Below are 12,575 nucleotides of genomic sequence, written 5' to 3'. Positions count from 1 at the left end.
CGGCGCGCACACCGTCTCAGACACGGTGGGTACCGTCACGCACCACGCCGACCAGGTCTTCCACCAGGTCTTCCAGCGCCACCATCGCGGTGACGTAGCCGTCGGTGGTCACCAGCGACAGGTGGCTGTTGTTGCGGCGCAACCACGACAGCGCGTCGGCCACGGGCAGCGTCGAGGCCACCATGGGCAGCGGGCGCACCATGGACCGGTCGAGCACCGCGTCGTTGTCGTCCATGCACGGCAGCACGTCCTTGATGTGCAGGTAGCCGAGGTAGGCGCTGTGCCCGTCGGTGACGGGAAACCGGGAGTAGCCGGTCTCGCGCAGCGCCTGGGCCACCGCACCCACCGTGGGTCCGGTGCCGGGCGCGGCGATCGGCACCGCGCGGATGTCCTGCAGCGGTATCGCCACGTCCTTGACCGTCCGGGTCCGGATGTCCAGTGCCCGGGTCAGGCGGACGTGTTCCTCGGCGTCCAGCAGGCCCTCCGACAGCGACTCGGTCAGCATCTCGGACAGTTCGACCGACGAGACCGTGACGTCCAGCTCGTCCTTCGGCTCGACGCCGAGCAGCCGCAGCGTGCTGTTGGCGCACCAGTTGTAGAAGATGACGAACGGCCGGGCGAAGCTCATGTAGACCAGGTACGGCGGGATCAGCAGCATCGCGGCCTTCTCGGGCCCGGCGATCGCGATGTTCTTCGGCACCATCTCGCCGAGCAGGACGTGCACGATCACCACGATGGCCAGGGCGACGGCGAAGGCCACGGTGTGCAGCACGGTTTCTGGCACGCCGAGCGCGTCGAAGGGTTCTTCCAGCAGGTGCGCGACGGCCGGCTCGCCGATACGGCCCAGCAGGATCGAGCAGATGGTGATTCCGAGCTGGGCGCCGGCCAGCATCATCGACAGTCGCTCGCCGGCACGCAGCACGGTGACGGCACTGTGCTTGCCCTGTTCGGCCAGCGCCTGCAGCCGGTCGCGGCGAGCCGAGATCAGGGCGAACTCGGCGCTCACGAAGAAGGCGTTGGCACCGAGCAGTGCCATGGTCAGCAGAATCCCGAAGACGTCATTCATCGCCGGCTCCCGACTCGTCCGCACCCAGTTCGGTGAGTTCGAGCTGATCGATGCGCCGGCCATCCATCCGGATCACCGTGGCCTTCCAGTGCACCGGGTCCAGTTCCGGGTTGTCCGGGTCGAATTCGGTGAGTACGACGGTGTCGCCGACGTCCGGGATGCGCCCGAGTTTCTCGAGGACCAGGCCGCCGATGGTCTCGTAGTCGCCCTCGGGCGCCCGGAACGGGGTCTCGGTGTCGACCTCGTCGATGCGCATCAGACCCGAGACCAGCCAGCCGTCGCGCACCTCGACGACGTCGGGGGTGGCGTCGTCGTGTTCGTCGCGGACGTCGCCGACGATCTCCTCGATGAGGTCTTCGACGGTGACCATGCCGGCGGTGCCGCCGTACTCGTCGACCACCAGGGCGGTCTGGACACCGTTGGCCCGGATCTGGGTCATCACCGCATCACCGTCGAGGGTCGACGGCACCGTCGGGACGGGCCGCGCCAGCTGGGCCAGGCGGGTGCCGGCGCGCAGCTCGGTGGGGATCGCGAAGATCTGTTTGACATGCACGATGCCGACGGTCTCGTCGAGGTCGCCGGCGACGATCGGAAAGCGGGAGAACCCGGTGCGGATGGCCGTCTCGATGAGGTCGGCGGCGGTGTCGGTGACTTCCAGCGACTCGATCATGGACCGGGGCGTCATGAGCTCCTCGGCGGTGCGGCCGCCGAATTGCAGTGAGCGGTCGATCAATTCAGCCGTCTGTGGATCCAGCGAGCCGCTTTCAGCGGAGTTGCGCACCAGTGCCAGCAGCTCCTGCGCCGACCGCGCCGAGCGGAGTTCCTCGGCGGGCTCGACCCCGAGCCGGCGCAGCACCCAGTTGGCGGTGCCGTTGGTCAGCTTGATCACGGGGGAGAAGACGAGAGAGAAGAACCACTGCAACGGCACGGTGGCGCGCGCGGTGGGGACGGGCTTGGCCACGGCGAGGTTCTTGGGTACCAGCTCACCGAAAACCATCGACACCGACGTGGCGATCAGCAAGGCCAGCGTGAGGGCCACCGGGTCGATGAAGTTGTCGGGCAGGCCGACGGCGCGCAGCGGACCGTGCAGCAGTCGTGCCACGACGGGCTCGGCGAGATAGCCGGTGATCAGCGTGGTGATCGAGATGCCGATCTGCGCGCCGGACAACTGGAACGACAGGCTGCGGTGCGCGGTGCGGATGATGCTGTCGCGGCGGCCGCCGTCGCGGGCGTTGGCCTCGACGGTGCTGCGTTCCAGCGCGGTCAGGGAGAACTCGGCGGCGACGAAGATCGCCGTCCCGAAAGTGAGCAGGATGAACGCGGCCAGGCTCGCGATGGTCAGCGCGGTGGTCACCGGGCACCACCGCTCGGGGCGCCGGGCCGACGGCCCGGCCCGCTACTGGGAGGTTCGGAGTCGATCGACTCGGGGCTCGGGTCGGGGAGCGCGTGATCGGCCTGGCACGCTCCCGCCTGGCTCGGGGCGGTCGACGCCCCAACGGGTGCCTGCGGCACGTGCTCCCTTTCGCTGAATCGATATCGACGGCCGACCGACGCCTACTGCGATCTCCGGCTGTAGGGCAATGGTAGCTGGTCGGCCTCGTCGGGCCTGCTCACCAACCGGTCGGCAGCGGGTGTCCCTCGGCGAATCCAGCGGCCGACTGCACCCCGAGCACCACCTTCTCGTGCAGTTCGGCCAGGTTTGCCGCGCCGACGTACGTGCAGGTGCTGCGGACGCCGGAGGTGATGTGGTCGAGCAGGTCCTCGACGCCGCCGCGCACCGGGTCCAGCGCCATCTTCGACGACGAGATGCCCTCCTCGAACAGGGCCTTGCGGGCCCGGTCGAAGGCGCCGTCGCCGGCCGTGCGGGCCGCCACCGCCCGCTTGGAGGCCATGCCGAAGCTCTCCTTGTAGACGCGGCCGTCGCGGTCCATCAGCAGGTCACCGGGTGACTCATAGGTGCCGGCGAACCACGAGCCGATCATCACGTTCGAGGCGCCCGCCGCGAGAGCCAGCGCGACGTCGCGCGGGTGCCGGACGCCGCCGTCGGCCCAGACATGGCCGCCGAGTTCCTTTGCCGCCGCAGCACATTCGACGACGGCGGAGAACTGCGGACGGCCCACCCCGGTCATCATGCGGGTGGTGCACATGGCACCTGGGCCGACGCCCACCTTGACGATGGACGCGCCCGCGTTGATCAGGTCCCGGGTACCGGCGCCAGACACCACGTTGCCGGCGGCCAGCGGCAGGCCGAGATCCAGGGCGGCCACTGCGGACAGTGCGTCGAGCATCTTTGATTGATGGCCGTGCGCGGTGTCCACGACCAGGACGTCCACGCCGGCTTCGGCCAGGGCCCGGGCCTTGGCGGCGACGTCGCCGTTGATGCCGACGGCGGCCGCGATCCGGAGCCGGCCCTGCGCGTCGACGGCGGGGGTGTAGATGCCGGCGCGGATGGCCCCGGTGCGGGTCAGTACGCCGGCGAGCGAGCCGTCGGCGTTGGTCAGGACCGCAAGGCCCGTCGGGGAGTGCTCCAGGAGGTCGAACACCTTGCGCGGTTCGGTGCCCGCGGGCGCGGACACGAAGTCGGTGGTGGTCACGTCGCGCACGCGCGCGAACCGGTCGACCCCGGCACAGCCGGCCTCGGTGACGAGGCCGAGCGGACGTCCGTCCTCGAGGACCACCGCCGCACCGTGGGCGCGCTTGTGCAGCAGCGCGAGGGCGTCGGAGACCGCGTCGTCGGGGGCGAGCACCACGGGGGTGTCGACCACGAGGTCGCGGCTCTTGACGAAGTCGACGGTGCCCCGGACCACGTCGATCGGCAGGTCCTGCGGCAGCACCACGATGCCGCCGCGGCGGGCCACGGTTTCGGCCATCCGGCGGCCGGCGACCGCGGTCATGTTGGCGACGACGATCGGGATGGTGGTGCCCGTGCCGTCGGTGGTGGCCAGGTCGACCTCGAAGCGGGACGTCAGTTCTGAGCGTCCCGGCACGACGAAGACGTCGTTGTAGGTCAGGTCGTACGGAGGCCGGTGGCTGTCGAGAAACTGCACACGTCCAGCCTAGTGGTCCGGTTCCCTCGCGAGCAGACGCAAACCTGTCGTTTTCCGCGCCGCAATCTCCAGGTTCACGTCTGCTCGCGAAGGGACGTCAGGCCTCGACCTCGGTGCGGTCGCCGCTCCAGAGGGTGTGGAACTTCTGGCCCTCGGGCGCGTCGGTGCGGCCGTAGGTGTGGGCGCCGAAGAAGTCGCGCAGGCCCTGTGTCAGCGCGGCGGGCAGCCGTTCGGTGCGCAGCGCGTCGTAGTAGGACAGCGACGATGCGAAGCCCGGGATCGGGATGCCCAGCTCGGTGGCGGTGACCACGACGCGGCGCCAGCTGTCGATGGCCGACTCGACCGCGGTGCGGAAGTACGGCGCCGCCAGCAGGGTGGCCAGCTCGGGTTCGGCGTCGAACGCGTCCTTGATCCGGTTAAGGAACTTGGCGCGGATGATGCAGCCGCCGCGCCAGATGGTGGCCAGGTCGCCGGGTGTGACGTTCCAGCCGTACTCGGCGCTGCCGGCCTCGATCTGGTTGAAGCCTTGGGCGTACGCGACGATCTTCGACGCGTACAGCGCCTGCCGCACATCTTCGACGAACTTCGTGGCATCACTCGGCTTCTCGCCGAGGTGGCCCGAGGCCAGGCCGACGGTCGCGCGGCGCTGCGGCACCGAGCCCGACAGGGCGCGGGCGAACACCGCTTCGGCGATGCCGGTGATGGGGATGCCGAGGTCCAGCGCGGACTTGACGGTCCAGCGGCCGGTGCCCTTCTGTTCGGCCTCGTCGACGATGACGTCGACCAGCGGCTTGCCGGTCTTCGCGTCGACCTGCTTGAGCACCTCGGCGGTGATCTCGATCAGGTAGCTGTCCAGGTCGCCCTTGTTCCACTCGGCGAACACGTCGGCGATCTGCCCGGCTGCCATACCCAGGCCGTCGCGCAGCAACTGGTAGGCCTCGCCGATGAGCTGCATGTCGGAGTATTCGATGCCGTTGTGCACCATCTTGACGAAGTGCCCGGCCCCGTCGGGGCCGATGTGCGTGCAGCACGGCACGCCGTCGACGTGCGCGGAGATCTCCTCGAGCAGCGGGCCGAGGCTCTTGTAGGACTCGGCGGGGCCGCCGGGCATGATCGACGGTCCGTTGAGCGCGCCCTCTTCGCCGCCGGAGATGCCCGCGCCGACGAAGTGCAGCCCACGCTCGCGGATGGCCTTCTCGCGGCGGATGGTGTCGGTGTACAGCGCGTTGCCGCCGTCGATGATGATGTCGCCGGGCTCCATGGCGTCGGCGAGTTCGTTGATGACGGCGTCGGTCGGGTCGCCGGCCTTGACCATGATCAGCACGCGGCGCGGCTTCTCCAGTGCGTCGAGGAATTCGGCGATGGTTTCGCTCCGGACGAACTTGCCGTCGGCGCCGTGTTCGGCGAGCAGGGCGTCGGTCTTGGCGACGGATCGGTTGTGCAGCGCGACGGTGTAGCCGTGGCGGGCGAAGTTACGGGCGATGTTGGAGCCCATCACTGCCAGGCCGGTGACCCCGATCTGGGCGGTGGCGGTGGTTGCGGACGGTTCCGGATTTCCCGACGAGCTCACGGCTGGCCCTTTCGTTGTTTGGTTGTGGCGCACAGTCTTTCGGGCCGGCCACGGTACCGCTGAAGAGCCGGCACGGCGTGTCCGCCGCCACTGCTGATGCTGCCAGTCGCAAAGTCTACGAGAAGAACAACCGGTGCAATTCGGTGAGCCAGGGCACAGCCACCGCGACGGTCGGAACGACCAGGACGGAGGCGGCGGCCAGGTAGGCGCCGGCGGCCACCCATGGGCTGTTGGGTTCGCCGGCCAATCGCTGTACCCGCAGGACGGTGGTCGGCCCGCCGGCGGCGAGTGCGCCCTTGGGCGCCCGCCCGGACGCGCAGGCCACCAGGGCGCGGGCCAGCGGCGTCGGGCCGGTGGCGCGGACGGCGGCGTCGTCGGCGAGCAGTTCGATCAGGAGCCGGACCGCGTCGAGGGCGCTGGCGCTCCGGACGAAGCGGGGGAAGGCGGCGTGCACGGCGATGAACATCTCGAGCACCAGGTCGTGCCGGGCGCGCAGGTGGGCGTGTTCGTGGCTGAGGATGGCGGCGATCTCGCTGTCCTCGAGGTGCTTGAGCGCACCTTCGCTGAGCACGACGCGGCTGCGGACGCCGGGCAGGCAGTAGGCGAGGGGCTGTTGAACGTCGAGAATGCGCAGGCCGTGGCCGATCAGATGGCGGGCCTGCGGTGCGGGGGCGGTGTCCCGCGAGCAGTCCAGCAGGTCGACGATCATCCGGTGGTGGGCGCGTCGGCGCCGCGTCGCGATGGCGACCTGGACGAAAGCGATGGCCAGGCGTCCGCCGACGACGAGGGTCAGCGCGAAGACCGCGACGTGGGTGATCCAGAGCGGCCAGCCCAGGACGCTGATTTCGCTGGTTGCGGTGGTTGTCGGCCGGCCGTCGGGGCCGGGTGCGAAGAGCCTGCTGGCGACGGCGATGCCGGCGCTGAATGCGGACAACACGGCGGCGATCGCGACGGACTGCCACAGCACGATCGCGGCCCGGGGCGCCCGCTGCGGCCACGAAGCGCGTGCCAGCAGGGCGGGGACCGGCCCGACCAGCAGTAGCGCTACGAAGGAGAAGGCCAGGGCGGACACGCGCTAAGTGTCTCTCAGTCGGTGCCGGAATTGCCAGTCGCCGGCGGGATTCGGTGCTTGGCTTCCAGTTCGTCGAGGGCCCGGCGCAGTGCATCGGCCTCGTCGACACCGACGCGTTCAACGAAATGAACCAGTGCGGCGACGCGGCTGCCGGAGTCTGAGGCCTGGTCAAGGGCGTCGACCATCAGGCCGGCAACCAGCTCGTCACGGCCGTGGGTCGGTGCGTATCGGTGCGCGCGGTCGTCGCGATGCTGGACGACCAGATTCTTCTTCGCCAGGCGCTGCAGCACCGTCATGATCGTGGTGTAGGCCAGGTCCCGGCGCGTCGCGAGAGCTTCATGCACCTGACGCACGGTTTGCGGCTCGCGCGAGGACCACAGGTGGTCCATCACTTCGCGCTCCAGCTCGCCCAGTCGCGTCAATTTCGCCATGTCCTATTTCACTCTTTCCGCAGTGTTTCCAGGGTACTACGCATTTACTACCGTGCGTCGTATCCATTTCGGATGTTCCCCCCAACGCCCCGGTCGGGTGTCGCGGTTCCCGGTCAGGGCCGTTTTTTCGCTGTTTGTGAGTCCGGTCACAGCGGTTTACATCTCGTGGGTCGCCACTATAGTAAGGCTAACCTAACCTAAGGATGTGTTCATGCCCTCCGCTGTGATTGACCCGCTGATCGCCACGATGGACATCCGTCGGGTGCTTCCGGTGCACGAATCGAGCCGTCGTCTGCGCGAGCTGTGCCCCAGCGATCCCCGGGTTTACGGCGTCGCGGTGATGGACGACATCTCCCGTCGCCGGTGGTGGCCGCTCGCCGAGGCGGTGACCGGCGACCGCTTGCGGGCGATGTACGACACCGCGCTCGCGGAGACCGGTAGTGAGTCCGTCGCCGCGCAGCAGGTGGCGGCGATGCTCGCGCACGTCGTGATCGGCCGGGTGGTGCCGTTGCTGGCCCTGGAAGGGCGCGCGTGGGATCCCGGCCTGGAGAATCTGTGGGTTCATGTCGACTCCGAGGGTGGCATCGACTGGGTCGGCGTCGCGGACCCGACATTGCGGGTGCTGCCCGATGATCCGGTGTTCGGTGGCTGTGGAGTGCCGGCGACCCGGCGGATCGGGGAGGGTGTCGTCGCGTTCCCGAGCGAGGAGGCGCTCGCCACCTGGCTGGCGCACCGGTGCCACCGTGCGCTGAACCCGCTGTTCGCGAAGCTCTTCGAGGTCAGCGGTGGCGTCCTCGCGGTGTGGTCGATGTGGCACATCGTGGGTGCTGCCGTGGTGGGCGCCGCGACTCAGGTGCCATTGCTCGCCGGGGTGGGTGAGGCCGACGGTATGCGCCGGGCGCAGGCCGTCCTGGACACCCTCGTCGGGTTCGGCGCGCCGGTGCGCGGACTCGATCGGGTGAATCTGGCAAGGGCTTGCTAATTAGGCAAGCCTTGCCTACTCTTTAGGAGTCGAAAGACCAACGGACCGCGCCGGAATCCTGAGGGCTGCAGTGATTCCCGGTCCATTCGAAGAGCAGGCCCCGCACCATCGGTGCGGGGCCTGCTCGCTTTCGTGCTCGGGTGGGCTGCTCAGTGGGTGTCGAACTCGTCCCGCCGGCGCTCGTGTAGACACCTATTCGTGACGACATCTGTGCCCGAAGGTCTCGGCAAGGGCTTCGACAGCGAAATCGGACTGACCTACCTGGAGGTCACCCCGGACGGCGGCCGAGCCGAACTGACCATCACCGACAAGATCCTGCAGCCGTGGGGGATCGTGCACGGCGGTGTGTACTGCGCCATCGTCGAGGGGCTGGCCAGCGTGTCCGGGCACGTCTGGCTCGCCGAGCACGGTGGCGGCACCGTCGTCGGCGTCAACAACAACACCGACTTCCTGCGTGCGCTCAAGGCCGGAACCGTCACCGCGACGTCGACGCCGATCCACCGCGGCCGCCGTCAGCAGCTGTGGCTGGTGACGATCAATGACGAGGACGATCGTCCGGTGGCGCGCGGCCAGGTGCGGCTCCAGAATCTGGAGGGCTGAGTCCCCGCGCGCGGTGAGGGGCTGAAAACTGCCGCCCGACATGCCATTCCCGGCGTGTCGTGGCAATATCGCCCCTTATGCGTTTGACGCCGCATGAGCAAGAACGCCTGCTGATTTCGTACGCCGCCGAACTGGCGCGACGACGGCAGGCCCGTGGGTTGCGCCTCAATCATCCCGAGGCGGTCGCAGTGATCACCGATCACCTGATGGAGGGCGCCCGCGACGGGCGGACGGTCGCCGAGCTGATGGTCAGCGGCCGCGAGGTGCTCGGTCGCGACGACGTGATGGACGGTGTCCCGGAGATGCTGCCCGACGTCCAGGTCGAGGCCACCTTCCCGGATGGCACCAAACTCGTCACCGTCCACTACCCGATCGCCTGAGGCCCGACCATGACTGAGCGTGCGACCGGTGCGGGGTCGGGGCTGATTCCCGGCGAAATCCTCTATGGCGACGGTGATATCGCCATCAATGCCGGTGTCGAGCGACTGACCCTCGACGTCGTCAACACCGGTGACCGTCCGGTGCAGGTCGGTAGCCACGTGCATTTTCCGCAGGCCAATTCCGCGTTGGACTTCGACCGCACCGCGGCGCACGGGCACCGGCTCGACGTGCCGGCGGGCACCGCGATCAGGTTCGAACCCGGTGTGGCCCAGCGGGTTTCCCTGGTCCCGTTGGGCGGGACGCGGGAAGTGTATGGGCTGTCGCTGAATCCGCCCGGAAAGCTGGATCCCTCATGAGTGCACTCTCCCGCGCCCGGTATGCGGCGCTGTTCGGGCCGACGACGGGCGACCGGATCCGCCTGGCGGACACCGATCTGCTGATCGAGATCACCGAGGACCGCAGTGGCGGCCCGGGCCGGTCCGGCGACGAGGCGGTCTTCGGCGGCGGCAAGGTGCTGCGTGAGTCGATGGGTCAGGCGCGCGCAACCCGGGCCGACGGCGCGCCGGACACGGTGATCACCGGCGCGATCATCATCGACTACTGGGGAATCATCAAGGCCGACATCGGTATTCGGGACGGCCGCATCGTCGCGATCGGCAAGGCCGGCAACCCCGACATCATGTCCGGTGTGCACCCCGACCTGGTGGTGGGGCCGTCCACCGAGATCATCGCCGGCAACGGCCGCATCCTCACCGCGGGCGGCATCGACTGCCACGTGCACTTCATCTGCCCGCAGATTCTCGAGGAGGCGATCGGCGGCGGCATCACCACGATGATCGGTGGTGGCACCGGACCGGCCGAGGGCAGCAAGGCCACCACCGTCACACCCGGCGCCTGGCACCTGGGGCGCATGCTGCAGGCGCTCGACGGCTGGCCCATGAACATCCTGTTGCTCGGCAAGGGCAACACCATCAACCCGGCCTCGATGTGGGAGCAATTGCGCGGCGGCGCAGCCGGTTTCAAGCTGCACGAGGACTGGGGCACCACCCCGGCCGCCATCGACGCCTGCCTGCGGGTCGCAGAGGAAGCCGACGTGCAGGTGGCCCTGCACTCGGACACCCTGAACGAGATGGGATTCGTCGAGGACACCCTGGCGGCCATCGCCGGCCGGGCCATCCACGCCTACCACACCGAAGGGGCGGGCGGCGGCCACGCGCCGGACATCATCACGGTCGCCAGCCACCCGAATGTGATGCCCAGTTCGACCAACCCGACCCGTCCCCACACCGTCAACACCCTCGACGAGCACCTCGACATGCTGATGGTGTGCCACCACCTCAACGCCGCCGTGCCCGAGGATTTGGCGTTCGCGGAGAGCCGGATTCGGCCGTCGACCATCGCCGCCGAGGACCTGCTGCACGACATCGGCGCCATCTCGATGATCGGCAGCGACAGTCAGGCCATGGGGCGCATCGGTGAAGTCGTGATGCGGACCTGGCAGACGGCGCACGTGATGAAGAAGCGCCGCGGGCCGCTGCCCGGCGATGGGCCGGCCGACAACAACCGGGTCCGGCGCTACGTGGCCAAGTACACCATCTGCCCGGCGGTGACCCACGGCATCGACCACGAACTCGGCTCCGTGGAGGTCGGCAAGCTCGCGGACCTGGTGCTGTGGGAGCCCGCGTTCTTCGGAGTCCGGCCGCACCTCGTGATCAAAGGCGGCGCGATCGCCTGGGCGGCGATGGGCGACGCCAACGCCTCGATTCCGACGCCCCAGCCTGTTCTCCCGCGGCCGATGTTCGGTGCCCATCCGACGGTGGCAGCCGGCCTGGCGGTGCATTTCGTGTCGCCCACCGCCATCGAAGACGACCTCGCGGCACGACTCGGCCTGCGTCGCAGGCTCGTTCCGGTCAAGAACGTCCGTGGCCGGGGCAAGGCGGACCTGCCGCTCAACGACGCCATGCCCGACATTCGCGTCGATCCGGACACCTTCACCGTGCGTATCGACGGCGAGGTCTGGCAGGAACAGCCGGCCATCGAGCTGCCGATGGCGCAGCGGTATTTTCTGTTCTGATGGCGCATCCTACGATCGCCGGCCTGGCCACCCTGCTCGCACTGGCAGATTCGCGACTGCCGACCGGCGGGCATGTGCACTCCGGTGGCGTCGAAGAGGCCGTGACCAGCGGTCTGGTCAAGGATGTGGTGACGCTGCGCGCGTACCTGCGCCGGCGCATCCGGACCCACGGACTGGTCACCGCCTCCATCGCGGCCGCCGTCCACAGCGGGCTCGACCCGGTGGCCGCCGACCGCGAAACCGACGCGCGCACACCGGCTCCCGCGGCCCGGCAGGCGTCCCGGGCGCAGGGGCGTGGGCTGGTGCGGTTGGCGCGCCGCGTCTGGCCCGATGACCACTGGCAAACCCTGGGCACCCGTCCGCACCTCGCGGTGGCCTCGGGCGTGGTGGGTCGGGTCAGTGGACTCGATCCCGAACAGACCTGTGCCACCGTCGTTTACACCACCATGACCGGCTCCGCGACAGCGGCGCAACGCCTGCTCGCGCTCGATCCCGCAGACGTCGCCGCGCTCACCTTCGAGCTGTCGGCGCTGTGCGACGCCACCGCCGCCGAAGCGGCGAAGGGCATCGCCGACCTCTCTGATCCACTGCTCGACGTCCTGGCGCAGCGACACGCCGGCCGCGACCGCCCCCTGTTCGCCTCCTGAACCGAAAGGTCCATCATGCCACCACATTTCATCGACGGTCAGCCGCATCATCACCACGACCGGCCCAAGCGCGAGCGGCAACCCGGTGAGCCGCTGCGCATCGGCGTCGGCGGCCCCGTCGGATCCGGCAAGACGGCGCTCGTCGCGGCGCTGTGCCGGCAGCTGCGCGACGAACTGTCCCTGGCGGTGCTGACCAACGACATCTACACCACCGAGGATGCCGACTTCCTGCGCCGGCACGCCGTGCTGCCCGACGAGCGGATCGCCGCGGTCCAGACCGGCGGCTGCCCGCACACCGCCATCCGCGACGACATCACCGCGAACCTCGACGCCATCGACGACCTCATCGAAGCCAACGACAAGCTCGACCTCATCCTGGTCGAGTCCGGGGGAGACAACCTGACCGCGACGTTCTCCTCGGGCCTGGTGGATGTGCAGATCTTCGTCGTCGACGTGGCCGGTGGCGACAAGGTGCCCCGCAAGGGCGGACCGGGCGTCACCTACTCGGATCTGCTGGTGGTCAACAAGACCGACCTCGCGCCGATGGTCGGTGCCGATCTGGACGTCATGCGGCGCGACGCCGGGCAGGTGCGCGGTGACCGCCCGACGGTGCTGATCTCGCTGACCGAGGATCCGGCGGCGTCGTTGGTGCAGGCCTGGGTGCGTGAACAACTCGCCGGCGCCGGGGTCACGAACGCCTGAGCC

General features: G+C 69.1%; 13 protein-coding genes. 7 read left to right on the top strand and 6 right to left on the bottom strand.

Features of this window, described 5'->3' with window-relative positions:
- Window positions 1-16 precede the first annotated feature (16 nt).
- The 6 genes from ACWW1C_RS14980 to ACWW1C_RS14955 form a co-directional block, all read right to left on the bottom strand.
- On the bottom strand, window positions 17-1,066 hold the full coding sequence (locus tag ACWW1C_RS14980) for a hemolysin family protein (protein ID WP_455979118.1): 1,050 nt from the start codon (window positions 1,064-1,066) through the stop codon (window positions 17-19).
- Window positions 1,059-2,420 (bottom strand): hemolysin family protein, encoded by a 1,362-nt coding sequence (locus ACWW1C_RS14975; protein WP_455979116.1) that lies wholly within the window; start codon window positions 2,418-2,420, stop codon window positions 1,059-1,061. Before ACWW1C_RS14975 ends, ACWW1C_RS14980 begins: the two co-directional genes overlap by 8 nt.
- A 256-nt stretch (window positions 2,421-2,676) precedes the next feature.
- Window positions 2,677-4,113 (bottom strand): GuaB1 family IMP dehydrogenase-related protein, encoded by a 1,437-nt coding sequence (locus ACWW1C_RS14970; RefSeq protein WP_455979115.1) that lies wholly within the window; start codon window positions 4,111-4,113, stop codon window positions 2,677-2,679.
- A gap of 97 nt (window positions 4,114-4,210) precedes the next feature.
- Window positions 4,211-5,683 carry an NADP-dependent phosphogluconate dehydrogenase gene (gene gndA, locus ACWW1C_RS14965; RefSeq protein WP_455979114.1) on the bottom strand — a complete coding sequence of 491 codons (1,473 nt, stop codon included), beginning with the start codon at window positions 5,681-5,683 and terminating at the stop codon, window positions 4,211-4,213.
- 115 nt (window positions 5,684-5,798) lie between these two features.
- Entirely contained in the window at window positions 5,799-6,755 is a 957-nt protein-coding gene (locus tag ACWW1C_RS14960; protein WP_455979113.1) for a M56 family metallopeptidase, read from the bottom strand.
- Between the two features lie 14 nt (window positions 6,756-6,769).
- A complete protein-coding gene (locus tag ACWW1C_RS14955) occupies window positions 6,770-7,186 on the bottom strand; it encodes a BlaI/MecI/CopY family transcriptional regulator (protein ID WP_138230874.1) in 417 nt (138 codons plus the stop codon).
- Window positions 7,187-7,397: 211 nt separating this feature from the next.
- Here ACWW1C_RS14955 and ACWW1C_RS14950 point away from each other — a divergent pair, with 211 nt between their 5' ends.
- From ACWW1C_RS14950 to ureG, 7 genes are all read left to right on the top strand, one after another.
- The gene (locus ACWW1C_RS14950) at window positions 7,398-8,168 is read left to right on the top strand and encodes an iron reductase (RefSeq protein ID WP_455979112.1); all 771 of its coding nucleotides are present in this window, start codon (window positions 7,398-7,400) and stop codon (window positions 8,166-8,168) included.
- 198 nt (window positions 8,169-8,366) lie between these two features.
- On the top strand, window positions 8,367-8,768 hold the full coding sequence (locus ACWW1C_RS14945; protein WP_455979111.1) for a PaaI family thioesterase: 402 nt from the start codon (window positions 8,367-8,369) through the stop codon (window positions 8,766-8,768).
- A gap of 77 nt (window positions 8,769-8,845) precedes the next feature.
- A complete protein-coding gene (locus ACWW1C_RS14940; protein WP_455979110.1) occupies window positions 8,846-9,148 on the top strand; it encodes an urease subunit gamma in 303 nt (100 codons plus the stop codon).
- 42 nt (window positions 9,149-9,190) lie between these two features.
- Window positions 9,191-9,505 carry an urease subunit beta gene (locus tag ACWW1C_RS14935; RefSeq protein ID WP_455984292.1) on the top strand — a complete coding sequence of 105 codons (315 nt, stop codon included), beginning with the start codon at window positions 9,191-9,193 and terminating at the stop codon, window positions 9,503-9,505.
- Complete coding sequence (locus ACWW1C_RS14930; RefSeq protein WP_455979109.1) at window positions 9,502-11,223, top strand: urease subunit alpha; 1,722 nt, start codon at window positions 9,502-9,504, stop codon at window positions 11,221-11,223. The genes ACWW1C_RS14935 and ACWW1C_RS14930 overlap by 4 nt, the downstream gene beginning before the upstream one ends.
- Before the next feature lie 14 nt (window positions 11,224-11,237).
- Window positions 11,238-11,870 carry an urease accessory protein UreF gene (locus tag ACWW1C_RS14925; RefSeq protein WP_455984291.1) on the top strand — a complete coding sequence of 211 codons (633 nt, stop codon included), beginning with the start codon at window positions 11,238-11,240 and terminating at the stop codon, window positions 11,868-11,870.
- A gap of 15 nt (window positions 11,871-11,885) precedes the next feature.
- Entirely contained in the window at window positions 11,886-12,572 is a 687-nt protein-coding gene (ureG, locus tag ACWW1C_RS14920) for an urease accessory protein UreG (RefSeq protein WP_455979108.1), read from the top strand.
- The last annotated feature ends 3 nt before the right edge of the window (window positions 12,573-12,575 follow it).

The organism is Mycobacterium sp. HM-7 (assembly GCF_053852335.1).
Note: the sequence above shows the minus strand (reverse complement) of the source record. Positions and strands in the feature narration are given on the sequence as shown.

Coding starts and splice junctions, on each gene's coding strand:
- ACWW1C_RS14955 (WP_138230874.1), bottom strand. CDS start 7,186: ATGGCGAAATTGACGCGACTGGGCGAGCTGGAGCGCGAAGTGATGGAC.
- ACWW1C_RS14940 (WP_455979110.1), top strand. CDS start 8,846: ATGCGTTTGACGCCGCATGAGCAAGAACGCCTGCTGATTTCGTACGCC.
- ACWW1C_RS14930 (WP_455979109.1), top strand. CDS start 9,502: ATGAGTGCACTCTCCCGCGCCCGGTATGCGGCGCTGTTCGGGCCGACG.
- ACWW1C_RS14950 (WP_455979112.1), top strand. CDS start 7,398: ATGCCCTCCGCTGTGATTGACCCGCTGATCGCCACGATGGACATCCGT.
- ureG (WP_455979108.1), top strand. CDS start 11,886: ATGCCACCACATTTCATCGACGGTCAGCCGCATCATCACCACGACCGG.
- ACWW1C_RS14980 (WP_455979118.1), bottom strand. CDS start 1,066: ATGAATGACGTCTTCGGGATTCTGCTGACCATGGCACTGCTCGGTGCC.